Origin of the sequence: Micromonospora sp. WMMD735, from assembly GCF_049178995.1 — a bacterium.
Taxonomy (GTDB): Bacteria; Actinomycetota; Actinomycetes; order Mycobacteriales; family Micromonosporaceae; genus Micromonospora; species Micromonospora wenchangensis.
In genome coordinates, this window is record NZ_JBMHMJ010000002.1 from 6018527 (window position 1) to 6043460 (window position 24934).

Below are 24934 nucleotides of genomic sequence, written 5' to 3' on the forward strand. Positions count from 1 at the left end.
TCTTCCCGGCACGCGTACGGCGTGGCAGGCTACCGACACGTAGGAACGCCCTGCGACCAGCCAACGATGACTGACCGACAGGAGGACGGGCCGATGGGCGAGATGGTGCGTTACCGCCGCGACGCGGGGACCGGCGAGGGGTATCTCGCGATACCGTCCAGCGGCACGGCCAGCCCGGCGGTCATCGTCATCCAGGACTGGTGGGGCCTCGTCCCGCACATCCGTTCGGTGGTGGACCGGTTCGCCGACGCCGGCTTCGTCGCGCTGGCCCCCGACTTCCGGCACGGTCAGCCCGCCAGCAAGCCGAGCGAGCCCCGGCAGATGCTCAACAGCGTCCAGATGGACGAGGCGGCGGCCGACATCGCCGTGGCGGCGGAATACCTCGCCGGCCGGGCCGAGGTGACCGGCAAGGTGGGGTGCGCCGGCTTCTGCGCCGGGGCCAGCCTGGCGTTGTGGGCGGCCACCCGGGCCGAGCGGATCGTCGCCACCGCCGCCTTCTACCCCCGGCTGCCGTGGGACGGGATGCCCGCCGAGTGGACCGACTACGCGGGTAAGGCGGCCGTCGTGCACTGCTCCGAGGCCGACGGCCTGTCCGCCGCCGACGGCGTACAGACCGTGCGCCGGGCCGTCGAGAACGCCGGGGGCACCTGCCAGACGTACGACTACCCGGGCACCGCGCACGCGTTCTTCAACGAGGACCGGCCGGAGAACTTCGACCAGCGGGCCGCCGCCACCGCCTGGGCCCGTACCCTCGAACTCTTCCGGGCCAAGCTTGGCTGAGTCCCGTACCCCCGCCGAGGTGGTCGCCCGCGCCGCGCGGGCGACCGGCCTGGCCGACCTCGACGCGGCGGTCAGCGACTGTTTCGCCTGCCCGCGCCTGGTCGACTGGCGGGAGGAGGTCGCCCGGACCAAGCGGGCCGCGTTCCGCGACCAGGACTACTGGGGCCGCCCGGTGCCCGGCTTCGGCGCCCCGGACAACCGCACCGGGCGCGGCGGCGCGGGCCCGCCGGCCACCCCGCCCGGTCCGGTGTCCGAACCCCGGATCGGCATCCTCGGCCTGGCCCCGGCCGCGCACGGCGGCAACCGGACCGGCCGGGTCTTCACCGGCGACCGCTCCGGCGACGTGCTCTTCGCCGCCCTGCACCGGGCCGGGCTGGCCAACCAGCCGACAAGCGTCGCCGCCGACGACGGCCTCGCCCTCACCGGGGTCCGGATCTTCGCCGCCGTGCGCTGCGCCCCGCCGGACAACAAGCCCACCCCGGCCGAGCGGGACACCTGCGCCCCGTGGGTGCACCGGGAGGTGGCGCTGATCCGACCCACCCTGCGGGTGGTCGTCGCGCTCGGCGCGTTCGCCTGGGCGGCGTGGTGGCCGGTGCTACGCCAGGTGTACGGCGTCCGGCCGCCCAGCCCGCGACCGGTCTTCGGCCATGGGGCACACTGGTCCGGGTCGGCCGTTCCCGATCTGCTCGGTTGCTACCACGTCAGCCAGCAGAACACCTTCACCGGGCGGTTGACCACACAGATGCTGGACGATGTGTTCACCCGGGCGAAACAGCTCGCGGGGGTGGACTGAGCAGCGTGGGACGGTGGCGATGGACCTCGGCGTACTGCGCAGGTGGTGGCCCGTCGCCCTGGTGACGCTGTTGCTGCTGGCCGCCGCGCTCGCCGCCGGGCACTCGTCGATCGGGGCCAGCCGCATCCCGCCGGCCGCCGACAACATCCCCTACGTACCGGACTACCCCTCCGCCGAGCCGGCCCGGTCGATCCCGGTCGAGCCGCGTACCGAGGCCGCGCAGACCCGACCGAGCGTCCCGCAGTGGATCGCCACGGCGGCGATCGGGCTGCTCGCCACGGCGATCCTGGCCGCCCTGGGCTACCTGGCCTTCACCCTGCTGCGCGGCGCGCTGCGGCGGACCACCCGGGCGGTCCCGGTGGCGCGGGCCCGACGGACCGCCGAGGGCACCGCGCGGGAGGTGGTGGCCGCGCTCGACGCCGGTCTGGAGGAGTTGGACGACGCCGACACCGACCCGCGTACCGCCGTCATCGCCTGCTGGGTACGGCTGGAGGAGGCCGCCACCGAGGCCGGCGTGCCGAGGCTCACCGGGGACACCCCGACCGACCTGGTGACCCGGCTGCTGCGCGGCGACCCGGCGGCCGGCGTGCCCGCCATCGCCAGCGCCGACGTGCTGGACGGCTTCGCCCACGTCTACCGCGAGGCCCGCTACGCCACCCGGGCCGTCGACGCCCGGATGCGGGACCAGGCCCGGGGGGCGCTGCGCCGGCTGCGCGGTGAACTCACCGCCCTGGCCGACCCGCAGGTGCCGGCGTGACCGCCCGCCACGGCGCACCCGGTGGGGTGGCACGGTGAGCGAGTCGACCGGCCTCGACGACCTGTTCTCCTTCGAGGAGGAGCCGCCGGCCCGTGCGGGCCGGGTCCGGGGTGGACGCGCCCGGCAGGCGTTCCGGCTGCTGCTGACCGCCGCCGGGGTGACCGCCGTGGTCGTGGTCGGGCTGCGCGCGGTCGGCCTGCAACTGTCGCTCGGGATCGTGGTGGCCGGGGTGCTGGCGGTGCTCGCGGTCCGCCGGGTCACCGCCGCGCTGGCCCCGCCGCCCCCGCCCCGGGGCGGTGCCCGCGCCCCCGCCGGTGAGGAGCCGGGCACCTACAACTGGGCGGCCCGGGACGCGCTGCGGGCCGCCATCAACGGCTGGGAACGCCCGCTGGACTGGTCCTCGGACAACGCGGAACGGTTCACCGAACGTATTCTGCCCCGCCTCGGCGAGCTGGCCGACGAGCGGCTGCGCCAACGCCACGGCCTGACCCGGGAGTCCGACCCGCCCCGGGCCCGGGCCCTGCTCGGGGAGCCGCTGTGGAGTTTCCTCGACACCCCCTCCCGCCGTCCCCCGTCGCCGCGCGACCTCGCGGCGATCGTCGCCGAACTGGAGAAGATCTGATGAACGACGTGGACCGCAGCATTCCCGCCACGGAGGTCGGCCACCTGGCCCGGGCGGTGCTGGACGCGGTCGGCACGGTCGTGGTCGGCAAGCGGGAGGCCCTGGAACTGGTGCTCGCCGGCATCCTGGCCGGCGGGCACGTGCTGCTGGAGGACCTGCCGGGGTTGGGCAAGACGCTGACCGCGCGTTCCTTCGCCCAGGCCCTCGGGCTGGACTTCCGCCGGCTCCAGTTCACCCCCGACCTGTTGCCCGCCGACGTCACCGGCTCGTTCCTCTACGACCAGCGCAGCGGCGACTTCTCCTTCCGCGCCGGCCCGCTCTTCACCAACCTGCTGCTCGCCGACGAGATCAACCGGACCCCGCCGAAGACCCAGTCGGCGCTGCTGGAGGCGATGCAGGAGAAGCAGGTCTCCGTCGAGGGCGTCACCTACCGGCTCGACGAGCCGTTCCACGTCCTGGCCACCGCCAACCCGATCGAGTACGAGGGGACGTACCCGCTGCCCGAGGCGCAGCTCGACCGGTTCCTGCTGCGGGTGTCGTTCGGCTACCCGCAGCGTGACGAGGAGTGGGAGGTGCTGCGCCGCCGGATGGACCGCCGCCGCGAGGAGGCGCAGATCGAGCCGGTGGTCGACGCCGGCACCCTGCGGGCCATGCAGGCCGCGCTGGAGGACGTCGTGGTGGAGGACTCCGTCGGCAAGTACATCGTGGACCTCACCGCGGCCACCCGGGAACACCCGTCGGTGCTGGTCGGGGCGTCCCCCCGGGGTTCGCTGGCGCTGCTGCTGCTGGCCCGGGTCCGGGCCGTCTTCGCCGGCCGCGACTACGTGGTGCCGGAGGACGTCAAGGAGGTGGCGGCCCCCGCGCTGGCGCACCGGATCACGCTGCGCCCGGAGATGTGGCTGCGCCGGGTCGACCCGTCATTCGTGGTCGGTGAGGTGCTGGAGCAGACCCCGGCGCCGGCCAGCGGCGCGCTGCCCAGCTACGCGGCCGGCCGGGCCGGGCGCTGATCGTCGTGCCTGACCGTCAGGAGCCGGCCGCCGGCTGGTCGCCCACCTGGGCGCTCTGCCGGGCGGTGCTGCTCACCGGGCTGCTGCTGATCGCCGCGGTGCTGCTCGGCCGGGTCGACCTGGTCGTGCTGGCCACCCCGTTCGCGCTCGGCACCGCGTACGCGCTGCGCCGCCGGCCCACCGCCGCCCCGCAGTTGGAGATCACCGCCGGGGACGCCCAGCTGGTCGAGGGGGGCGATCTGGCCGGCGCGGTGGTGGTGGGCAACCCGGACACGGTGCCGTACGACGTGGTGGTGGTCCGGACCCGGATCTCGCCGTGGCTGTCGGTTCGCCGGGCCGGCTTCGGCGGGATCGGGTTGGACGTCAGCCGCGCCGGTGGGGCCGACCGGCCGTTCGTCACCGCGCTGTCCAGCGGCACCGCCGTCGACCTGGAGTTGACCGGCACCGCGCTGCGCTGGGGGCGGCACCCGATCGGGCCGGCGGGCGCCCGTGCCGCCGCCGCCGACGGGCTGCTGGTCTCCCGGGCGGTGCTCACCGAGCCGGTGCGGATGCGGGTGTACCCGAAGACCGAACCGTTCGAGGCGGTGGAGGCGATGCCCCGGGCCGCCGGGCTGGTCGGCGCGCACCACTCGCGGCGGCCGGGGGAGGGCGGCGAACTGGCCGGGGTACGTGTCTTCGGGCCGGGGGACCGGCTGCGCCGCATCGACTGGCGGGTGTCGCTGCGGACCCGGCAACTGCACGTGGCGTCGACCCTGTCCGACCGGGACGCCGAGGTGGTCGTCCTGCTCGACGTGCTGGCCGAGGCGGGGCGTTCCGGCGGGGTGGCCGGGGCGGCGTCCGTGTTGGACACCACCGTCCGGGCCGCCGCCGCGATCGCCGAGCACTACCTGCACCGGGGTGACCGGGTGGCCCTGCTGGAGTACGGTCCGGCGGCCCGTCGGCTGCGCCCCGCCACGGGCCGCCGGCAGTACCTGACCGTCCTGGAGTGGCTGCTCGACGTGCACGCCGAGTCCTCCCCGCACGAGCCGTACGACCAGGTCTTCGGCCCGCAGGTGCTCTCCGCCGACGCGCTGGTGGTGGTGCTCACCCCGCTGCTCGACGAGCGGTCCGCGCAGATGCTGGCCCGGCTGGCCCGGGGCGGCCGGTTCGTGGTGGCGGTGGACACCCTGCCGACCGACCTCGCCCCGCCCGGTGAGCAGGGCTGGGCGCCGGTGGCGTACCGGCTGTGGCGGCTGGACCGGGACACGATGATCACGCAACTGCGGGAGCACGGCGTGCCGGTGGTGGGCTGGGCGGGGGCGGGCAGCCTGGACCAGGTGCTGCGGGACGTCGCCCGGCTGGCGACCGCACCCCGGGTGGGTGGCCGGTGAGCCCGGTGGACGCGGTCCGGGAACGGGTCCGGGCGGCGCGCACGGCGGTACGCCGGGTGGCCCTGCTGCCGTTGCTGGTGCGCGGGCTCACCTTCCTGGTGGTGCTGGCCGGGCTGCTGCTGGCGTACCCGGTGGAGCTGTTCCAGGCCCGGTCGCTGCTCGCGCTGACGGTGGTGGCGGTGCTGCCGGCGGTGGCCCCGCGCCGGATCTGGCCGACCTTCGCCGCGCTGGTCACGGTCGGCGGTTGGGTGTTCGCCTCGGCCGGTTACGACCGGCCGATCACGTTGTGGCGGTTGTTGGCGGTGGCGACCCTGCTCTACCTCGGGCACACGCTCTGCGCCCTGCTAGCCGTGCTGCCCTACGACGGGGCGATCGACCCGGACGTCGTGCTGCGCTGGCTCACCCGGGCCGGCGCGGTGGTGCTGGCGTCGGCGGTGATCGGGGTGCTGCTGACCCGCTCGGGGCAACTCGGCCCGGATGACGGTTTCCAGACCGCCACAGTGGTGGGACTGCTGGTGGCGGTGGGTCTGACCGGGTTGCTGGGCTGGCTGCTGCGCCGCAGATAGCGCGACGTTGCGCAGCTCACAGGTGTTGTGCTCCGTCACAGATGGGGGTCTCGAGGGGTATTACCGCAGCCGCCCGGGGAAAGATGGATACGTGAATCCGAAGCGGATCCTTGTCGTGGGTGCCGGGCACGTGGGCCTGTACGCCGCTCTGCGCCTGTCCAAGAAGCTGAGCTCCCGTGAGGCCGAGGTCGTCGTGGTCGACCCGCAGCCGCACATGACGTACCAGCCGTTCCTGCCCGAGGCGGCGGCCGGCAACATCTCGCCCCGGCACTCCGTGGTGCCGCTGCGGCGGGAGTTGCGCAAGTGCAAGGTCGTCGCGGGCGCGGTGACCCGGATCGACCACAGTCGCAAGACCGCCGTGGTGCAGCCGATCTCCGGCCCGACCCGGGAGATCCCCTACGACCACGTGGTCGTCGCCCCCGGATCGGTGTCCCGCACCCTGCCGATCCCCGGCCTGCACGAGCACGGGATCGGGTTCAAGACCATCGGCGAGGCCATCTACCTGCGCAACCATGTGCTGGACCGGCTCGACGTGGCCGCCGCCACGCCGGACCCCGAGGTCCGTCGCTCCGCGTTGACCTTCACCTTCGTCGGCGGCGGCTACGCCGGCATCGAGGCGTTGGCCGAGATGGAGGACATGGCCCGGGACGCGCTGCGCTACTACCCCGAGCTGGAGCCCGACGACATGCGCTGGGTGCTGGTCGAGGCGACCCAGCGGGTGCTGCCCGAGGTCGACCGGGACATGGGCGCGTACACGGTGCAGCAGTTGCTCAAGCGGAACATGGACATCCGGCTGGACACCCGGCTGGAGTCCTGCGTCGACGGTGTGGTGAAGCTCTCCGACGGCGACAGCTTCCGCTCCGACACCATCGTCTGGACGGCCGGGGTGAAGCCGTCGCCGATGCTGGACCGCACCGACTTCCCCCGCGACGAGCGGCGTCGGGTCACCTGCCTGCCCACCCTCCAGGTCGTCGACGGCGACCGGGTGGTGGAGGGGGCGTGGAGCGCCGGTGACTGCGCGGCCGTCCCGGACCTCACCAAGGAACCGGGCAACTACTGCTCGCCGAGCGCCCAGCACGCGGTGCGGCAGGCCGCCCGGATGGCCGACAACATCGCGCTGGTGGTGCGGGGCCGGGAGCCGGTCGACTACAAGCACAAGCACGCCGGCAGCGTGGCCAGCCTCGGCCTGCACAAGGGCGTCGCCCAGGTGTACGGCATCAAGATGACGGGCTGGCCGGCCTGGTTCATGCACCGGACGTACCACATGAGCCGGATCCCGTCGTTCAACCGCAAGGTCCGGGTCGTGGTGGACTGGTCGCTGGCGTTCTTCCTCAAGCGTGAGGTGGTCGCGCTCGGTCAGCTGCACGACCCGCGCGAGGAGTTCGCCGAGGCGTCGCAGCCGATCCCGATCACCAGCAGGGCGGCCTGACCGCCGCACCGACCCGCCGGTCGCCCCTGCCCGCTCCCGGGTGGGGGCGACCGGCGTTCGCCGTCCGGCACGCGTGGACGGGGTACGCCGGGGCGACGCGGAACGGCTACCGTGAGACTGCACCGTCGCGCATCGACGTGACGCGCCCCCGCCCGGGTGGTGGAACGGCAGACACGGCCGCCTTAAAAGCGGCTGCCGCAAGGCGTGCGGGTTCGAGACCCGCCCCGGGCACCACACTCTCAGCTTTCCCACAGCCTCCCGACCGGCGGCGGTCGTGCCCCGCCGTTTACCCTGGAAGGGCACGTTTGCGTGCGACTGACCCCCTGAGGGAGGCCTGACAGTGAAGACCTCGAACCCGGTGCTCGCCCGGCTCGGCCAGGCGGCCGAGCGGGAGCGTTCCGCCGGGTACGCCCAGCCCGGGCCGTACGGTTACGGACAGCCCGGCATTCCGCAGCAGTACCCGGGCCAGCCGGGCTCCCCGGTCGCCCCGACGGTGTCCGGCACGATGACCGTCGACGACGTCGTCGTCAAGACCGTCGCGCTCCTGGCCATCCTCGGCGTCTCCGCCGCCGCCGCCTGGATCGTGGTGCCGGATTCGGTGCTCGGCGTCGCCTGGATCGGCGCCGCGATGGTCGGCCTGGTCCTCGGCCTGATCATCTCGTTCTCCCGGGTCGCCAACCCGGCCCTGGTCGTCGCGTACGCGATCGTCGAGGGCGCGTTCGTCGGCCTGGTCAGCAAGGTCTACGAGACGGCCTACGACGGCATCGTGCTCCAGGCCGTGGTCGCCACCTTCGGCGTCTTCTTCGTGATGACCATGCTCTACAAGGCGCGTGTCATCCGGGCCACGCCCAAGTTCGTCAAGGGCATGATCGCCGTGATGGCCGGCCTGTTCGCCGTCATGCTGATCAACCTGGTGCTCGCGCTGTTCGGCGTGAACACCGGCCTGCGCGACGGCAGCCCGCTGGCCATCGGGTTCAGCCTGGTCTGCATCGTGGTCGCCTCGCTGAGCTTCGTGCTCAGCTTCAAGGAGGTCGAGGACGGCGTCCGGATGGGGCTGCCGGCCCGCTACTCCTGGACCGCCGCGTTCGGCATCGTGGTCAGCCTGGTCTGGCTCTACCTGGAGATGCTGCGCCTGATCAGCTACTTCCAGGGCGACGACTGACGGTTGTCGCACCCGACGCCCGCCACCGCGACCCTGCGGTGGCGGGCGTCGTCGTCTGCGCGGCCGGCCCGGGGCCGGTAGGTGGTGCGTAGACTCGCCGACGATGAGCGCAGCGGAGTTGGACCGGGCGGTGACGTCGCTGGTCCGTCAGGTGGGGCACTGGCAGCAGCCACGGTGGGCGGCGGTCGCCGCGGGCGGCAACGTGTCCCGGGCCGACCTGGTGCACAAGCTGGTGCAGGAGATCGCCGACCTGGCTGCCGACGCGGAGGGCGGGCCGCGGCGGGACGTACCCCGGCTGGCGCATCCGATGGCGCTGCCCGACCAGCTCCGGGTGGTCGCGGCGGACCTGGTCGCGGCCGGTCCGCCGGAGGCGGTGCTGGCCGGGGCCGCCGCCCTGGTGGCGGCGACCCGCAGCGCGCTGTAGGGCTCAGCTCAGCCGTTCGAGCACCATCGCCATGCCCTGACCGCCACCGACGCACATGGTCTCCAGGCCGATCGTCGCGTCGTGCCACTGCAGGGCGTTGAGCAGGGTGCCGGTGATCCGGGCGCCGGTCATCCCGAACGGGTGGCCGACGGCGATCGCCCCGCCCATCACGTTGACCTTGTCCTGCGGGATGCCGAGCTGCCGGTACGACGGGATCACCTGGGCGGCGAACGCCTCGTTGATCTCGACCAGGTCGACGTCGTCGACGGTCATCCCGGCCCGGCGCAGCGCCTGCCGGGACGCCTCGACCGGGCCGAGGCCCATGATCTCCGGCGACAGGGCGGTGACGCCTGTGGAGACGATCCGGGCCAGCGGGGTCAGCCCCAGCTCGTCGGCCCGCTGGGCGCTCATCACCACCACGGCGGCGGCACCGTCGTTGAGCGGGCAGCAGTTGCCGGCGGTGATCCGGCCGTCCGGGCGGAAGACCGGCTTCAGCCCGGCCACCGCCTCCGGGGTGACCCCGGCGCGCGGCCCGTCGTCGGTGTCGACCACGCTGCCGTCCGGCGTGGTGACCGGGGTGATCTCCCGGGCCCAGAAGCCGTCGGCGATGGCCTTCTCGGCGAGGTTCTGGCTGCGGACGCCGAACGCGTCCATCTCCTCCCGGGTGACGTCGTACACCTGGGCCAGGTTCTCCGCCGTCTGCCCCATGGCGAGGTAGATGTCGGGGAGCTGCCCGGCCTCGCGCGGGTCGGTCCACACCTCGGCGTCGCCCTGCGCGCGGGCCGCCGACCGCTGCCGCGCCTCGGCGAAGCGCGGGTTCTCCCAACCGCCGCCGACCAGCTCCTGCGCCTCGGGCGGCAGGGTGTCGGAGTTGCCCCGGGCGTACCGGGACACCATCTCGACCCCGGCGGAGACGAAGACGTCGCCCTCGCCGGCCCGGATCGCGTGCATCGCCATCCGGGTGGTCTGCAACGACGACGCGCAGTAGCGGGTCAGCGTGGCCCCGGGCAGCCCGTCCAGGCCCATCAGGGTGGCGACCACCCGGGCCATGTTGAAGCCCTGCTCGCCGCCGGGCAGCCCGCACCCGAGGTAGAGGTCGTCGATGGTGGTCGGGTCGAGCCCGGGAACCTTGTCCAGCGCGGCCTTCACGATGGTGGCGGCGAGGTCGTCCGGGCGGACCTCGCGCAGCGAACCCTTGAACGCACGGCCGATGGGGGACCGGGCGGTGGCGACGATGACGGCGTCGCGGGACGACTCAATCGGCATGAACCAACGTTAACTTGACGGTAACTTGGCGCGGAAGGACGCCGACCAGCGGGAAATGTCACCCGTGCCGGCCCGGTCGGACCCGCCCGCCGGCCGCGACCCGTCGCAGCCGGCGGGATGGGATCGATGCCGGTCAGTGCCGGGAGGCGACGTTCGCGGCGGCGACGACCGCCGGCAACAGGGCGTGCGCCCAGACCCGGTACCCGTCGGCGGACGGGTGGAAGCCGTCGTGGCAGAGCGTCCCCGCGTCGGCCCGGAACACCGGCCCGGTCTCCGTACCCAGGTCGACGACCGTGCCGCCGGCCTCCAGCACGGCGGCGGTCTGCGCCCGCGCGACCCGCCGGCCCGACCAGCCGATCACCTGCCGCAGCGGCGGGGCCACCGCGCGCACCGCGCCCAGGTCCGGGCAGGTGCCGACGACGACCTCGACTCGCGCCTCCCGCAGCCGGCGTACCGCCGAGGCGAGGTACGCCGCCGCCTCCGCCGGCCGGCTCATCGCCGTGGCGTCGTTCGCCCCGATCAGCACCACCGCGACGTCCGGCCGGTCACCCAGCAGCGCCCGGGCCACCTGGGTGGACAGGTCGGTGGAGCGGGACCCGGAGACCCCCACGCTGGACAGGTGCACCCGACGGCCGGTCGGCCCCTCGGTCAACAGGTGGGCGAGCTGACCGCCGACCGTTTCGTCGAAGCGGGCCACCCCGACGCCGAGCGCCGAGGAGTCACCCAGCAGCACCAGCCGCAGCAGCGGGGCACCGACCCGGCCGACCGTGGCCCGCAGCGCCAGCCCCAGCTCCGGCTGGGCGTAGTCGCGGTTACGGGCCGCCACCGCCTGACCGGCGAGCACCGCCGCACCACCGATCGTCCCGGCGACCAGGGAGACCGCAGCGGCCTTGCCGAGGCGTACGGCCAGCTCGCCGCCGAGCGAGCGGCCCGTCACGGTGTCACCGCCCGGACGCCCACGGCGGCGGTGACCGGCCCGGCGGGGCACCCCCGGCACCCGGTGGTTCGCTCGCTGCGCTCGCTCATGCCAGTCCCTCCAGTTGGGGTGAGTCGGCGGCGGTGCCGGGTTGCGGCACCGGGCCGACGCCGAAGAAGGCCCGCCGCCGTAGCTGCGCCCAGCGGCCGGCCGGGCCGTGGTCCCGGCCACGGACCTGCGTGCCGCTGACCTCCGTGCCGGCGGTGCGGGCCGCCTCGTGGGCCGCCTGGGGCAGCGACCGTACGCCCTCGCCCGGGGCCAGCATCGGCCGGCGCTCCCCGCTACCGAGCGCCGACAGCACGGTCGGCAGGAGCGCGGCGGCGGCCATCGCGTAACCCTCGGCGGAGGGATGGAACCGGTCCCAGGCGAACATCCGGGTCGGTTCGGCGGCGAACCGGGGGCCGAGCAGGTCACCGAGGGAGACCGTCCACCCGCCCGCCTCGACCACCGCGACCGTCTGGGCGGTGGCGAGCTGCCGGCTCCACCGGCGGGCCAGCCAGCGCAACGGGGGCTGGATCGGCCGGATCGCGCCCAGGTCGGGGCAGGTGCCGACGACCACCTCGCAACCGGCGGCGCGCAGCGTGCGGACCGCGTCGACCAGGTGGCGGACCGCGACGGAGTAGGGCGTGCGGTTGGTGATGTCGTTGCCGCCGACCAGGATCACCGCGACGTCCGGCGTGCACTCCAGGGCCGCCTCGACCTGTGGGCGCAGACCTGCGGAGAGCGCGCCGACCACGGCGAAGCGGTGCACCCGTACGGCCCGGTGCAGCCGCCGGGACAGCCCGGTGGCCAGCAGCGAGCCCAGGGTCTCGCGGCGTCGCGCCACCCCGTAGCTGGCGGCGGAGGAGTCGCCGAGGATCACCATGGTCAGCGGTGGGCCGGGGATCTTGGCACCGTAGACGCCGTCGCAGCGCGGGGGCGGGGCCTGCGCCATCGGGATGGTGCGCCGGGCCTGCCGGGCCTGCCCGAGCAGCACGCCGCCGGTCGCGGCGACGGCCGCCGCGGTGGCACCCGTGCCGATCGCCGCCAGCCGGGCCACCTGCCGGGCGCGGTGCCAGCGCGGACCGGGCGGTACGACGGAACCTGCCACCCCCATACAGCGACATTATCGCGCCGCAGCGTCACCCCGCCTCCGTCGGGACGGCCGGTTTTCGGGGCTGGGCGGCGACGGTTCTGGGTACCTGATCCGGGGGCGGGGCCCACCCGTGGTCGCCCGCCGCAGGTGGCGACGGCTTGCGCGGGCCAGTCACGCTGGTCGGTGGAGAGGGGCTGGATGAGATGGGTAGGACATTGAAGCGCACCGCGGCCTTCACGGCGCTGGCCCGGTCGCTGGCGGCCGGCGCCCGGGGTGGTCCGTCGCTGGGCACCCGGCTGGCGGCGCTGCCCCGGATGATCCGGGCCACCGCCCGGGGCGAGTACGACTGCGGCCTCCGGCTGGCGATGATGACGGCGGCGACGGTCTACGTCGTGTCGCCCGTCGACCTGGTGCCGGAGCTGTTCCTGACCGTGCTCGGTCTGGTGGACGACGCCGTCATGGTCACCTGGCTGGCCGGCAGCGTGCTGTCGGAGACCGAGCGCTTCCTGGAGTGGGAGGCCCGCCGGGCCTCCGTCATCCCCGGTCATGTGACCCTCTGAGGGCACGTACGCTGAGCGACGAAGGACCGTCTGCCAGGCCGCCGTCCCCGGCGCCGCAACGAAGGGCACAACGAGGTGCAGTACTACGACAACGTCGTCGACCTGATCGGTAACACCCCGCTGGTGCGGCTGCGCAACGTCACCGCGGGCATCCGGGCGACCGTGCTGGCCAAGGTGGAGTACCTCAACCCGGGCGGCTCGGTGAAGGACCGGATCGCCCTGCGGATGGTCGAGGACGCCGAGGCCGCCGGGATCCTCCGGCCCGGGGGCACGATCGTCGAGCCGACCAGCGGCAACACCGGGGTCGGGCTGGCGCTGGTCGCCCAGCTCAAGGGCTACCACTGCGTCTTCGTCTGCCCCGACAAGGTCAGCCAGGACAAGCAGGACGTGCTGCGGGCGTACGGGGCCGAGGTGGTGGTCTGCCCGACCGCCGTCGCCCCGGAGGACCCCCGGTCGTACTACAACGTCTCCGACCGGCTGGCCCGGGAGATCCCCGGCGCGTGGAAGCCCGACCAGTACAGCAACCCGGCCAACCCGCGCTCGCACTACGAGACGACCGGGCCGGAGCTGTGGAAGCAGACCGGGGGCGGGCTCACCCACTTCGTGGCCGGGGTCGGCACCGGCGGCACCATCTCCGGCATCGGGCGCTACCTCAAGGAGGCGTCCGAGGGGCGGGTGAGGGTGATCGGGGCGGACCCGGAGGGGTCGGTCTACTCCGGCGGCACCGGCCGGCCGTACCTGGTCGAGGGGGTCGGCGAGGACTTCTGGCCCGAGACGTACGACCGGGGGATCGCCGACGAGATCGTCGAGGTCTCCGACAAGGCGTCCTTCGAGATGACCCGACGGCTGGCCCGCGAGGAGGGCCTGCTGGTCGGCGGCTCCTGCGGGATGGCCGTGGTGGCGGCGCTGGAGGTGGCCCGCGCCGCCGGCCCGGACGACGTGGTCGTGGTGCTGCTGCCGGACAGCGGCAAGGGCTACCTGTCCAAGATCTTCAACGACCGGTGGATGGCCCGGTACGGCTTCCTCGACCACTCCGGCACCGAGCCGACCGTCGCCGACGCGCTGGCGAGCAAGCCGGGTGGCCTGCCCGAGCTGGTGCACGTGCACCCGACCGAAACGGTCCGCGACGCCATCGACTACATGCGCGAGTACGGCGTCTCCCAGCTCCCGGTGCTCAAGGCCGAGCCGCCGGTGGTGACCGGGGAGGTGGCCGGCTCGATCGCCGAACGGGATCTGCTGGACGCCCTGTTCACCGGTCAGGCGCACCTGCACGACACCATCGAACGGCACATGGCCGACCCGCTGCCGATGATCGGTGGCGGTCAGCCGGTGAGCGAGGCGGTGAGCATGCTGGAGAAGTCCGACGCGGCGCTGGTGCTGGTCGACGGCAAGCCCAAGGGCGTACTGACCCGGCAGGACCTGCTCGCCCACCTCGGCGCGCACTGACCCGACACACCCGCGGGGCCCCTTCCGGTGGGAGGGGCCCCGCAGGTATGCCCGGGGCGACAGTTCACAGCCGTGGCACAGGAGCGGCACAGAGCGCGTCCGTGCAGCCTGCCTACCGTCGGGACGAGCCGAGAGGCACCGACCCACGGGAGGAACGACATGCGCCACGACCTCGACCACCACGAGGGGCAACGGGTCAGCCGTCGCCGGTTGATCGCCGGAGTCGGCTCGATCGGTCTGGCCGGTCTGCTCGCCGCCTGCGGCCGGGACGGCGGCACGGTCACCACGTCGACCGGGGAAACCGTGTCCCCGCAGGCGACCGCCAGCACGTCGGCCGACCTGGCCGCGCTGTTCGGCGCGGCGAACACCTGCACGTTGACCGCGAGCACCACGCAGGGCCCGTACTACTTCGACGCCGACAAGATCCGCAGTGACATCCGGGAGGACCGGGCGGGTACCCGGCTGCGGGTGGCGATCCGGGTGCAGGACAGTGAGCAGTGCGGGCCGCTGGCCGACGCGGTCGTGGAGATCTGGCACTGTGACGCGGCGGGCCTCTACTCGGGGGCCGAGGCCCAGTCGTCCGGCGCGTCCGGCGGCGTCCCGCCCGGTGGCGCGTCGGGGGGCAACCCGCCCACCGGCAACCCACCGGGTGGTGACGCGGCCCCGGGCGGTGGCGCGCAGGGGTCGGCGGCGGACCTGACGCCGACCGACGACAAGCGCTACCTGCGCGGTGCCCAGGTCACCAACGCCGACGGGATCGTCGAGTTCACCACCGTCTGGCCGGGCTGGTACCGGGGCCGCACCACGCACATCCACGCGATGGTGCACGTGGGCGACGACCGGGTGCTCACCACCCAGATGATGTTCGACGAGGCCCTCAACAGCCGGGTGTACGCCGCCGCGCCGTACGCCGCGCACACCGGGCGGGACACCTTCAACGACAACGACACCATCTTCGCCGAGACCATGCTGATGAAGGTGGTCGAGGACGGCGACGGGTATCTCTCAGTGATCAACTTCTCGGTCGACGCGGACCGGGACGGCACCTGACGGTCAGCAGCCCGGTAGCTGCCGGGCGTAGCGCAGCTGCGGGGTGCGGGCGGGGCCGATCCGTTCCTCCCGACGATCGCCGGTGGCCCGCCAGCCGCCGCGCTCGTAGAAGTGCCGGGCCGGGGCGTTGCTCTCCAGCACCCACAGCACCGCCCGCCGCCAGCCCCGGGCCCGCATGGTGTCCAGCGCGTCCACCATCAGTGCCCGGCCGGTGCCCCGGCCCCGTTCGGCCGGGTCGAGGTGGATGGCGTTGAGCAGCCCGGTCGCCGGGTCGCCCTCGTCGTCCGGGCCGAGGTAGCTGAACCCGACCAGCCGGCCGTCCCGCTCGGCCACGGTCATCAGGTGCTCGTCGCGCTCCCACGTCCACCGCTGCACCCAGTACGCCCCCATCGCCTCGGGCGTCGGGTCGGCCAGCGCCTCCGGCGGCAGGAACGACGAGTACGCCGCGATCCGGGACCGCTGGTGCAGGGCGCCCACCGGCACCAGGTCGTCGGCGACGGCGGGACGGAGCGTGACGGTCACCCGGCCGAGGCTACCCGTCGGGGCGGGACGGGCACGGTGGTCAGGTCCTCGGCGATCACCAGCTCCCCGGCGAAGTGCCCACGGGCCTCGTCGTGGAAGCGGTGCGGGTCGGCGTACCGCTGGGAGAAGTGGGTGAGCACCAGCGTGCGTACCCCCGACTCGGTGGCGACCCGGGCGGCCTGGCCGGCGGTCAGGTGGCCGACCTCGGCGGCGAGCGCGGCCTCCGACTCCAGGAACGTCGACTCGATGACCAGCAGGTCGGCGTGCTCGGCGAGGGCGTACACCCCGTCGCAGAGGCCGGTGTCCATCACGAAGGCGAACCGCTGCCCCGGCCGGACGACGCTCACCTCGTCCCGGGTGACGCGGCGTCCGCCGACGTCCAGGTGCCCGACGCGCAGCAGTTCCCCGACGGCCGGCCCACCGATGCCGTACGCGGACAGCCGCTCCGGCAGCATCCGGCAGCCGTCCGGCTCGACCAGCCGGTAGCCGTACGTCTCGATCGGGTGCCGCAGCCGGCGGGCCTCCAGCGTGCCGACGCCCAGGGTGATCCGCTGCCCGTCGGCGGCGATCGGCTCGACGGCCAGCTCGGCGGTCTCGTGGAAGCTGCTGGCGTGCCGCAGCCGGGCGAAGTATTCCGCGCCACCGGCGGGGAAGTGCACCGCCACCGGGTGCGGCACCCGGTCCAGGGAGAGCCGCTGGATGGTGCCGGGCAGGCCGAGGCAGTGGTCGCCGTGGAAATGGGTGACGCAGATCCGGGTGAGGTCGGTGGCGGTGATCCCGGTGTGCAGGAGTTGGCGCTGGCTGCCCTCGCCGGGGTCGAAGAGGATCACCTCGTCGTCCCAGCGCAGCACGTAACCGTTGTGGTTGCGCAGCCGGGTGGGGGTCTGGCTGGCCGTGCCGAGCACCGTCAGCTCCCGCATGGACACGGCCGGACCTCCCCCGGGAACGAAGCGACCCCCGGGGCTTCCGTGCTCGCGCACGGGCCGACTGGACTGGGTCGGCACCCCGGGGGTCGGGTGGCTGTCGTGGATTCGCCGCACCGCTGCCACACGGTCTCGACGATCATGCTTGGTCGTTCACTGTCGAGGACAGCGGCTAGCGGACAGCCACCTCACGAGTCCGATTGCTATACAAGTCTGGACCACCTCCTTTCCCGTGTACCGCCACGCTACCCACTGCACCCCGGGTGCCGGTAGTGATTTTTCGCGCGATCCTGCGGCCGGGGACCCGCCCGCCGACCCGATGGACTTTTGTCGGGTCGCGCGAAAGTTCGTGCTCATCTGGCCTATCTTTCACCTGAAGCGAGCATTACTGTCTGCCCCACAGTGGCCACCTCCCGCCGCTGTCCGCCCGAGCCGTCCCCTCGGTCGCTCCCCCGTGAGGTGAACCGTGCCCGTTTCGTCCACCACCCGCAGGAACACCCGACGATCCCTGACCCTCGGCCTGGTCGGCGCGCTGGCCGTCGCCGCCGGCCCGGTCCCCCCGGCGGGTGCCGCCCCGCCGGCCACCACCCGGCCGTCCACCGCCACCGGCGCGACCGTGGCGAACCCGGTGGTCGCCGGGCCGATCGCCCGGACCACCCCGGTCGGCGACCCCGGCCACGGCTACCCGTTCCTCGCCACCGACGTCAACCTGGCCGCCGCCGGCTACGTCGAGGAGGAGTTCTTCCTCTTCGGCACCGCCACCCGGTACGCCGTGCAGGGCACCCAGAACGCGACGACCATCGCCACCGACCAGCCGTACGGCACCCGGCTGGTGGTGAGGCGGCCCGCCAACACCAAGAAGTTCAACGGCGTGGTGATCGCCGAGTGGAACAACGTCAGCAACCAGTGGGACCAGGAGGTCGACTGGTTCCAGTCGCACGAGCACCTGATCCGCTCGGGCTACGCCTGGGTCGGGGTCTCCGCCCAGCGGGCCGGGCTGCACTCGGCCACCGGGCTCAAGGCGTGGAGCCCCGCCCGGTACGGCCCGCTGGACGTCACCGTGGGCGGCACCGTCACCGACGACAGCCTCTCGTACGACATCTTCAGCCAGGCGGTGAAGGCGGTCCGCAACCCGACAGGCGTCGACCCGCTGGGCAAGCTGCCCGCCCCGCAGTACGTGATCGCCACCGGCCACTCGCAGTCCGCCGGTCGCCTCGCCAACTACTACAACGGCGTCCAGCAGTCGGCGAACGTGCTCGACGCGGTCGTCCTGCACGGCGGTGGTGGGGTGCTGCGCACCGACCTGGCGACGCCGGTGTTCCGGATCAACTCCGAGGGGGACGTGGCCAGCGGCATCCTGCCGGCGGCGGCCCGCGCCCAGGCCGACTCGGCCGTCCTGCGGTCCTGGGAGGTCGCCGGCGCCTCGCACGGCGACTGGAAGCTGATCACCGACTACGGGCCGCTGCGCAAGCGGGACATCGGCAGCTACCCGGGTGGCTACCCGGGCGAACCGCAGACCTGCACGCTGCCCTCGCTGTCGCGGGTCCCGCAGCACATGGTGCAGAACGCCGTCTACGACCACACCGTCGCCTGGGTCGCCCAGCAGGTGGCCCCGCCGAGCGCCCCGCCGATCCGGACGACCACGACGACCCCGCCGGCCGTCGCCCGCGACGACCTGGGGCTCGCCCTCGACGGCATCCGGCTCGCCCAGCACCACGTGCCGCTGCGGGTCAACAGCGGCAGCAACACCGGGCCCGGCTTCTGCTTCCTCGACGGCAGTTCCGTGCCGTTGACCGACGCGCAGCTCGCCGCCCGCTACCCGACCGTCGGGGCGTACGTGGACGCGAGCGTCGCGGCCACCCTCGCCGCCGCCGACGCCGGCTACCTGCCCGCGTCGTTCACCCGCGACCCCGCCTGGTACTCCGACCTGCGTGACCTGATCACCGAGTACGTCGCCGCCGGCCGGATCACCGAGTACGTGGCGGCCCGGCTGACCGACCGGCTCCAGCGGGCCGAGCAGGCCGGCACCGCCGGCAACGCGGCCCGCGCCGGTGAACTGCTGGGACAGTTGGCCGACCGGGCGGAACAGCGGATCACCGGCGACCCGGCCGCCCGGGACGCGGTGCTGCGGGTGACCGAGGCGCTGATCGCCCTGCTCGACGCGGCGGAACGCCGCAACCGGTGACCCGACCGTAAGGACCGACGCCACGGTGAGGGGCCGGGGCGGCCGGTGGGCGGCGGGCACGACGCGTGATGTCGTGCCCGCCGTTGCGCGGTGCCCGGCAGTGCGGCCAGCAGCCGGTCAGTCGATGCCGATCGGGCCCTCGCGGGGGCCGTCCTCGCTGGCCGGCTGCACCGCCAGCGACGGGAAGTCGGCCAGGTCGCCCTCCGGCTCGGCGTCCCACTCGGGGAAGACCAGGTCGCTCTGGAGATAGAGGCAGAGCAACTGGGTCAGGTGACGCAGCCCGTCGAGGTGGGTGCGCTCGTGGCCGTGGGTGGCGTCCACCCCGAAACCGAGCAGCGCCACCCGGGCGTGCGCGCCCGCCTCGACCGCCGCCGCCACGTCCGAGCGGTAGTAGTCGAAGACGTCGCGGACCAGGTCCACCCCGTGTTCCCGGGCGATGGTGGCCAGGTTACGGGTCAGGTGGTAGTCGAACGGGCCGACCCCGTCGCCCATCGCCAGGGTCGCCGCGTTCTCCCGGGACTGCTGGCCCGGCGCGACCACCGCCGCGTCCACCGAGACGATCTCGGCGACGTCCGGGTCCAGGCCGTGGCTGGCCCCGTGGCCGATCTCCTCGGTCACCGTGACCAGCAGGTGGGCGGTGACGGTGGGGGTGATGCCGGCGTCCACCACCGCCTTGAACGCGGTCAGCACCGCCGCCACCCCGGCCTTGTCGTCCAGGTGCCGGGACTTCACGTACCCGGACGGGGTGACCATCGGGTTGGGCAGGAACGCCACGAAGTCGCCCGCGTCGATGCCCAGCGCCCGCAGGCCCGCGATGTCCTCGACCGGCTCGTCGACCCGGACCTCGACGTGTTCCCAACCGACGCCCTGCAGGTCGACGTCGTCGTTGTAGCGGTGCCCACTGGCCTTCAACGGCAGCACCTGCCCGGTGACCACCCGGTCCAGGTCGTCGGTGAAGATCCGCACGTGTGCGCCCTCGGCGAACCGGGCCGAGTGGGTGCCGATGGTCTTCAGCTCCAGCCGGCCGTTCTCCTTGAGCCGCTTGACCATCCCGCCGATGGTGTCGGTGTGCACCACGATCGCCCGGTCGGCACCCGTCTGCCGGGGGCCGGGCAGGCAGGCGCTGAGCGCCCCCCGCCGGGTCAGCGTGGACGGGATGCCCAGCGCGGACAGGCGTTCCCCCACGTACTGCTGCACGTGGTCGGTACGCCCCGACGGGCTGGGGATGTCCAGCAACTCCACCAGCACCTGACGGAGGTAGTCCAGATCGATGTCGAGGGGCTTGAGGCTCACGCGACCCCTCCGGGCCCGGCCGGGCTCCAGAGGCGCTGCGGGGCCCGGGTGCCCGGGAAGAGCAGGTCCACGAAGCGCTCGGCGGTCGGCTGGGGCTCGTGGTTGGCCAGCCCCGGCCGCTCGTTCGCCTCGATGAACACGTGCTCGGGCTGGTCGGGGGCGGGGACCAGCAGGTCCAGCCCGGTCACCGGAATGTCCAGGGCCCGGCTCGCCGCCACGCAGGCAGTGGCGATCGCCGGGTGCAGTTCGGCCGTCACGTCGTGGATTGTGCCACCGGTGTGGAGGTTCGCCGTCCGGCGCACCGCCAACACCTGACCCTCGGGCAGCACGTCGTGCATCCGGTGCCCGGCCTCGGCCACCACCTCGCGGGTCATCTCGTCGATCGGGATGCGGGACTCGCCGCCGGTGGCGGCGGCCCGTCGCCGGCTCTGCCGCTCGATCAGCTCGGTGACGTCGTGCACCCCGTCGCCGGTGATCTGCGCCGGTCGGCGCACGGCGGCGGCCACCACCTCGTGGTCGATCACGATCACCCGCAGGTCCTCGCCCGCGCGCAGCTCCTCGATCAGCACGTCCGGGCAGAACCGGCGGGCTAGCTCGACGGCGGCGGCCAGCGCCTCGGCGGTGCGTACCCCGACGGTGATGCCGTTGCCCTGCTCGCCCCGGGCCGGCTTGACCACCACCGGGCCGACGTCGGTGAGGAAGGCCAGGTCGTCGGGGTCGCCGGTGGCGGTCCGGCCGCGCGGCACCGACAGGCCCGCCTCGGTGAGGATGCGCCTGGTGACCCGCTTGTCGTCGCAGCGGCTCATCGCCACCGCCGAGGTCAGCTCGGACAGCGACTCCCGGGTGACGATCGTCCGGCCGCCGTTGGTCAACCGCAGCTCACCCCAGTGCGCGTCGGTGACCTCCACCCGGATGCCGCGCCGCATCGCCTCGTCGGCGACGATCTTCGCGTACGGGTTCAGCTCGTCGTAGCCCACCGGGGCGGACGGCAGGAACAGCCGTTCGTTGATCGGGTTCTTCCGCTTGACGCAGAGCGTCCCGGTGCGGTGGAAGCCCAGCCGCTCGTAGAGCCGGATCGCGCCGGAGTTCTCGGCCAGCACCGACAGGTCGACGAACGCGCGCCCCCGCTCGTCGAGCCGGTCGGCCAGCTCGGTGAGCAGGGCCTGACCGGTGCCGGGCGGGGCGGTGTTGAAGTCGACGGTCAGGCACCACAGGCTCGCGCCGTTCTCCCGGTCGCCGAAGACCGCCACGTGGTCGACGCCGGTGATGGTGCCGACGATCTCCCCGGTGCTCGCCTCGGCCACCAGGTGCAGGAACCGGTCGGTGCCGGCGTTGTCGACGAGCACCTCCACCGGCGCGGTGACCATGCCGTTGCGGGCGTAGATCCGGTTCACCGCGTCGGCGTCGTCGGCGTCGCGCAGCGGCCGGACGACCAACCCCGGGATCTCCATCCGCCCGGTGGCCGCCGGGCGGCGCTCGCCCAGCGGCAGCCGGTAGGTCAGCGACGGGTCGATGAACAGCTCGTCGGGCAGCCGGGACACCAGCACGTGCGGGTCGCGCAGGTAGATGCAGATGTCCCGGGCACCGGCCGCCTCGGACCGCAGCACGTGGGCCACCGCGACCTGCTCGTGGAAGGTCTGGCCGAAGACCAGCCGCCCCCAGCCGCAGTCCAGGACCACGTCGGACGGCCCGGCCGGTTCCCGGCGCGGCTCCGGGGCGGTGGCCGGCGCGACCGGGTCACCGCCGGGGCCGATGCGTTCCCGGCGGCGGCCGAGCACCCGCTCCCGGTCGGTACGGGCCGTGCCGGTCGCGAGGGTCTCGTTCACGGTCAGTCGATTCCGTGGCTCTGGAGCCACATTTCCAGGAGTCCCAGTTGCCACAGTTTGTTTCCGTTCAACGGGGTCAGTTCGGCGTTCGGGTCGGCGAGCAGCGCATTGACGTAGTCGGCACGGAACAGGTCGCGGCGGCGGGCCTGCGGCGCGGTGAGCGCGTCGCGGACCCGGTCGAGGAGCTTGCCCTCCAGGTGGGTCAGGCCGGGCACCGGGAAGTAGCCCTTGGGGCGGTCGATCACCTCGTGCGGCAGGACCCGGCGGCCGATCTCCTTGAGCACGCCCTTGCCACCCTGGGCCAGCTTCAGCTCGGGCGGGCAGCTCGCCGCCAGCTCCACGAACTCGTGGTCGAGGAACGGCACCCGGGCCTCCAGGCCGTGCGCCATGGTCATGTTGTCGACCCGCTTCACCGGGTCGTCGGTGAGCATGATCTGGGTGTCGATCCGCAGGCCGGCGTCGACGGCGGTCTGCGCCCCGGCCCGGCCCAGGTGAGCGGCGACGAACTCGCGCGCCGGGTCGCCGTCGGCCAGCCAGTCCGGGTTGAGCACCCGGGCCAGCCCGGCCGCGTCCCGGTCGAAGAACGCCTTCGCGTACGAGTCGAGGGCCTGCTCCCGGTCGATGCCGGCCAGCGGCGGGTACCAGTGGTAGCCGCCGAGGATCTCGTCCGCGCCCTGGCCGGACTGGACCACCTTGACGTGTCGGGACACCTCCTGGCTGAGCAGGTAGAACGCGACGCAGTCGTGGCTGACCATCGGCTCGCTCATCGCGGCCACCGCCGCCTCCAGCGGCGGCACCAGGTCACCGGCGGCCACCTTGAGCTGGTGGTGGTCGGTGCCGAACGTCTGCGCCACCAGGTCGGAGTAGACGAATTCGTCGCCCTCCCGGCCGCCGACGGCGTCGAAACCGATGGAGAAGGTGGACAGCCCGGAGCGGGTCTGTCCCTCGCCGGCCAGCAGCGCCACCACCAGGCTGGAGTCCAGGCCGCCGGAGAGCAGCACCCCCACCGGCACGTCGGCGACCATCCGGCGGCGTACGGCGGTGGTCAGCGACTCCAGCAGGGCGTCCTCCCAGTCGCGGGCCGACCAGTCGGCGCGCGACGCGTCCCGGGTGAAGGACGGGTCCCAGTAGACCCGCTCGTGGGTGCGGCCGTCCGGCTCGTAGACCCGGACGGTGGCCGGGGGGAGCTTGGTGACACCGCGCAGGATGGTGCGCGGCGGCGGCACGATGCTGTGGAAGCTGAGGTAGTGCGACAGCGCCACCGGGTCGATGGCGGTGTCGATCCCGCCGCCGGCCAGCAGGGCGGGCAGGGTGCTGGCGAAGCGCACCACGCCCGGCGTCTCGGCCAGGTAGAGCGGCTTGATGCCGAGCCGGTCCCGGGCCAGCACGAGGCGGCCGGTGTCCCGCTCGGTGATCGCGACGGCGAACATGCCGATCAGGTGGTCGACGAAGTCGAGCCCCCACTGCGCGTACGCCTTGACCACCACCTCGCTGTCCCCGGAGGAGAAGAAGCGGTGCCCCAGGGCCTGCAACTCCTCGCGCAGCTCGCGGTAGTTGTAGATGCAACCGTTGAACACTCCGGTGAGCCCGGCGGCCGGGTCGACGATCGGTTGCCCGCTGGCGGCGGAGAGGTCGATGATCTTGAGGCGGCGGTGCCCGAGGGCGGTGGCCCCCTGTGACCACACTCCGCTGTCGTCGGGCCCCCGGTCACTCATCGTGGCCGCCATGCGTTCCACCGCCGACACGTCGGCCCGGGAACCGTCACGGCGGAACTCTCCCGCAAGTCCGCACATGCCAGCCAATGCTGCCAGAGGTTGTTGCACTTCGCCTGTTGAGCCGATGTCGGCCGTGTTACGGGACTGCTAGTATGTGCGCCACTCACCGTGACGGTGCCGCCCGGGCCGACGTTCCTGCCCGGGGCCCGGCGGGTGCCCGATTCGCCCCGGGCCGACGATGTGACAAACACCGCAGTCCCGCAAAAGGGTGGTGCTGCTGCCGGCTCACCCGGTGAACTCCGGGTCCACACAGCACATCCGGCGCCTCTTCGAGACGTGAGGGTGGGCTGGGTCGAACGCGAAGTCAGATCACCGCCAGACCTGGCCGCCGCCGGGCGGCAGGCTCTTCCGCATGGACGACACACTTATTGGCAAGGTGGCGCTCGTGACCGGCGGTGGCCGGGGGATCGGCGCGGCCACGGCGGTCCGGCTGGCCCAGGCGGGCGCCGACGTGGCACTGACATACCGCGACGACAAGGACCGGGCCGAGGACGTGGCGGACGGCATCCGGCGGGCCGGTCGCCGGCCCATGGCCGTGCGGGCGGACAGCGCCGACCCGGCGGCGGTGATCGCCGCCGTCGACCGCGCCGCCACTGACCTCGGGCGGCTGGACATCCTGGTCAACAACGCGGGCGCGTTCCTGCTCGGGCCGGTCGAGGAGTTGGGTCTCGACGCGTTCGAACTGACCGTGGCGGTCAACGTGCGGGCCCCGTTCGTCGCCTCGCAGGCCGCGATCCGGCACATGGCGGCGGGCGGGCGGATCATCAACATCGGCAGCAACATGGCCGAGCGCACCGTCTTTCCCGGCTTTGCGCTCTACGCGATGAGCAAGACGGCGCTGACCGGCCTGACCAAGGCTCTCGGGCGCGAACTCGGCCCCCGGGCGATCACCGTCAACCTGATCAACCCCGGCCCGACCGACACCGCCCTCAACCCGGCCGACGGGCCGAACGCCGAGACGATCAACGGCCTCACCGCGCTCGGCCACTACGCCCGGCCGGACGACATCGCGGCCGCGGTCGCCTTCCTGGCCGGCCCCGGTGGCCGGTACATCACCGGCGCCACCGTCAACGTCGACGGCGGCTTCACGATCTGACCGGTGAGCCTTTCCTCCGGACAGGCGCGTG

Annotated in this window: 23 protein-coding genes and 1 tRNA gene; 16 read left to right on the forward strand and 8 right to left on the reverse strand. The window is 73.5% G+C overall.

From position 1 onward, the window contains the following. The first annotated feature begins 93 nt into the window (after nt 1-93). From ACN268_RS26425 to ACN268_RS26475, 11 genes are all read left to right on the forward strand, one after another. Nucleotides 94-780 (forward strand): dienelactone hydrolase family protein, encoded by a 687-nt coding sequence (locus ACN268_RS26425; RefSeq protein WP_204928311.1) that lies wholly within the window; start codon nt 94-96, stop codon nt 778-780. A 19-nt stretch (nt 781-799) separates the two neighbouring features. Continuing rightward, entirely contained in the window at nt 800-1573 is a 774-nt protein-coding gene (locus ACN268_RS26430) for a uracil-DNA glycosylase (RefSeq protein ID WP_421487001.1), read from the forward strand. A gap of 19 nt (nt 1574-1592) precedes the next feature. Next, nucleotides 1593-2330, forward strand: coding sequence for a DUF4129 domain-containing protein (locus tag ACN268_RS26435; RefSeq protein WP_421487002.1), 738 nt, complete (start codon nt 1593-1595; stop codon nt 2328-2330). Nucleotides 2331-2364: 34 nt separating this feature from the next. Continuing rightward, entirely contained in the window at nt 2365-2952 is a 588-nt protein-coding gene (locus ACN268_RS26440) for a hypothetical protein (RefSeq protein ID WP_421485584.1), read from the forward strand. Further along, the gene (locus ACN268_RS26445) at nt 2952-3959 is read left to right on the forward strand and encodes an AAA family ATPase (RefSeq protein ID WP_204928298.1); all 1008 of its coding nucleotides are present in this window, start codon (nt 2952-2954) and stop codon (nt 3957-3959) included. The genes ACN268_RS26440 and ACN268_RS26445 overlap by 1 nt, the downstream gene beginning before the upstream one ends. Before the next feature lie 5 nt (nt 3960-3964). After that, nucleotides 3965-5329, forward strand: a complete 1365-nt coding sequence (locus ACN268_RS26450; RefSeq protein ID WP_421485586.1) for a DUF58 domain-containing protein — start codon at nt 3965-3967, stop codon at nt 5327-5329. A 5-nt stretch (nt 5330-5334) separates the two neighbouring features. Continuing rightward, entirely contained in the window at nt 5335-5895 is a 561-nt protein-coding gene (locus ACN268_RS26455; protein ID WP_421487003.1) for a hypothetical protein, read from the forward strand. A 91-nt stretch (nt 5896-5986) separates the two neighbouring features. After that, nucleotides 5987-7324 (forward strand): NAD(P)/FAD-dependent oxidoreductase, encoded by a 1338-nt coding sequence (locus ACN268_RS26460; RefSeq protein ID WP_420118857.1) that lies wholly within the window; start codon nt 5987-5989, stop codon nt 7322-7324. Between the two features lie 150 nt (nt 7325-7474). Further along, a tRNA-Leu gene (locus ACN268_RS26465) sits at nt 7475-7558 on the forward strand. A 106-nt stretch (nt 7559-7664) separates the two neighbouring features. Further along, nucleotides 7665-8486, forward strand: coding sequence for a Bax inhibitor-1/YccA family protein (locus ACN268_RS26470; RefSeq protein ID WP_421485587.1), 822 nt, complete (start codon nt 7665-7667; stop codon nt 8484-8486). A gap of 103 nt (nt 8487-8589) precedes the next feature. Further along, a complete protein-coding gene (locus tag ACN268_RS26475) occupies nt 8590-8910 on the forward strand; it encodes a hypothetical protein (RefSeq protein ID WP_421485588.1) in 321 nt (106 codons plus the stop codon). 3 nt (nt 8911-8913) lie between these two features. On the opposite strand, the gene ACN268_RS26480 is transcribed toward ACN268_RS26475, so the two are convergent. From ACN268_RS26480 to ACN268_RS26490, 3 genes are all read right to left on the reverse strand, one after another. Continuing rightward, entirely contained in the window at nt 8914-10176 is a 1263-nt protein-coding gene (locus ACN268_RS26480) for an acetyl-CoA C-acetyltransferase (protein WP_421485589.1), read from the reverse strand. Between the two features lie 133 nt (nt 10177-10309). Next, nucleotides 10310-11113 (reverse strand): SGNH/GDSL hydrolase family protein, encoded by an 804-nt coding sequence (locus ACN268_RS26485; RefSeq protein WP_204928294.1) that lies wholly within the window; start codon nt 11111-11113, stop codon nt 10310-10312. An 85-nt stretch (nt 11114-11198) separates the two neighbouring features. Next, on the reverse strand, nt 11199-12248 hold the full coding sequence (locus ACN268_RS26490; RefSeq protein WP_421485590.1) for an SGNH/GDSL hydrolase family protein: 1050 nt from the start codon (nt 12246-12248) through the stop codon (nt 11199-11201). Nucleotides 12249-12430: 182 nt separating this feature from the next. Here ACN268_RS26490 and ACN268_RS26495 point away from each other — a divergent pair, with 182 nt between their 5' ends. The 3 genes from ACN268_RS26495 (at nt 12431) to ACN268_RS26505 (ending at nt 15283) form a co-directional block, all read left to right on the forward strand. Further along, nucleotides 12431-12787 (forward strand): YkvA family protein, encoded by a 357-nt coding sequence (locus tag ACN268_RS26495; protein ID WP_421485592.1) that lies wholly within the window; start codon nt 12431-12433, stop codon nt 12785-12787. Nucleotides 12788-12862: 75 nt separating this feature from the next. Next, on the forward strand, nt 12863-14233 hold the full coding sequence (locus ACN268_RS26500; protein WP_421485593.1) for a cystathionine beta-synthase: 1371 nt from the start codon (nt 12863-12865) through the stop codon (nt 14231-14233). Between the two features lie 159 nt (nt 14234-14392). Next, nucleotides 14393-15283, forward strand: a complete 891-nt coding sequence (locus ACN268_RS26505; protein ID WP_421485594.1) for a hypothetical protein — start codon at nt 14393-14395, stop codon at nt 15281-15283. Nucleotides 15284-15286: 3 nt separating this feature from the next. Here the strand turns inward: ACN268_RS26505 and ACN268_RS26510 are convergent, their stop codons facing one another. Both ACN268_RS26510 and ACN268_RS26515 read right to left on the reverse strand, forming a co-directional pair. After that, nucleotides 15287-15805 (reverse strand): GNAT family N-acetyltransferase, encoded by a 519-nt coding sequence (locus ACN268_RS26510; protein WP_421485595.1) that lies wholly within the window; start codon nt 15803-15805, stop codon nt 15287-15289. Beyond that, nucleotides 15802-16731 (reverse strand): ribonuclease Z, encoded by a 930-nt coding sequence (locus ACN268_RS26515; protein ID WP_421485597.1) that lies wholly within the window; start codon nt 16729-16731, stop codon nt 15802-15804. The genes ACN268_RS26510 and ACN268_RS26515 overlap by 4 nt, the downstream gene beginning before the upstream one ends. Nucleotides 16732-17194: 463 nt before the next feature. Here ACN268_RS26515 and ACN268_RS26520 point away from each other — a divergent pair, with 463 nt between their 5' ends. Next, the gene (locus tag ACN268_RS26520; protein ID WP_421485598.1) at nt 17195-18913 is read left to right on the forward strand and encodes an alpha/beta hydrolase domain-containing protein; all 1719 of its coding nucleotides are present in this window, start codon (nt 17195-17197) and stop codon (nt 18911-18913) included. 117 nt (nt 18914-19030) lie between these two features. Here ACN268_RS26520 and ACN268_RS26525 read toward each other — a convergent pair whose 3' ends face one another. The 3 genes from ACN268_RS26525 to ACN268_RS26535 are packed head-to-tail and all read right to left on the reverse strand — an operon-like array spanning nt 19031 to nt 23825. Then, nucleotides 19031-20206 (reverse strand): osmoprotectant NAGGN system M42 family peptidase, encoded by a 1176-nt coding sequence (locus ACN268_RS26525; RefSeq protein ID WP_204928286.1) that lies wholly within the window; start codon nt 20204-20206, stop codon nt 19031-19033. Then, the gene (gene ngg, locus ACN268_RS26530) at nt 20203-22032 is read right to left on the reverse strand and encodes an N-acetylglutaminylglutamine synthetase (protein ID WP_421485599.1); all 1830 of its coding nucleotides are present in this window, start codon (nt 22030-22032) and stop codon (nt 20203-20205) included. Before ngg ends, ACN268_RS26525 begins: the two co-directional genes overlap by 4 nt. Nucleotides 22033-22034: 2 nt before the next feature. After that, on the reverse strand, nt 22035-23825 hold the full coding sequence (locus ACN268_RS26535) for an N-acetylglutaminylglutamine amidotransferase (protein ID WP_421485600.1): 1791 nt from the start codon (nt 23823-23825) through the stop codon (nt 22035-22037). A 334-nt stretch (nt 23826-24159) separates the two neighbouring features. On the opposite strand from ACN268_RS26535, the gene ACN268_RS26540 reads away from it, so the two are divergent. Beyond that, entirely contained in the window at nt 24160-24903 is a 744-nt protein-coding gene (locus ACN268_RS26540; protein WP_421485601.1) for an SDR family NAD(P)-dependent oxidoreductase, read from the forward strand. Nucleotides 24904-24934: the final 31 nt, after the last annotated feature.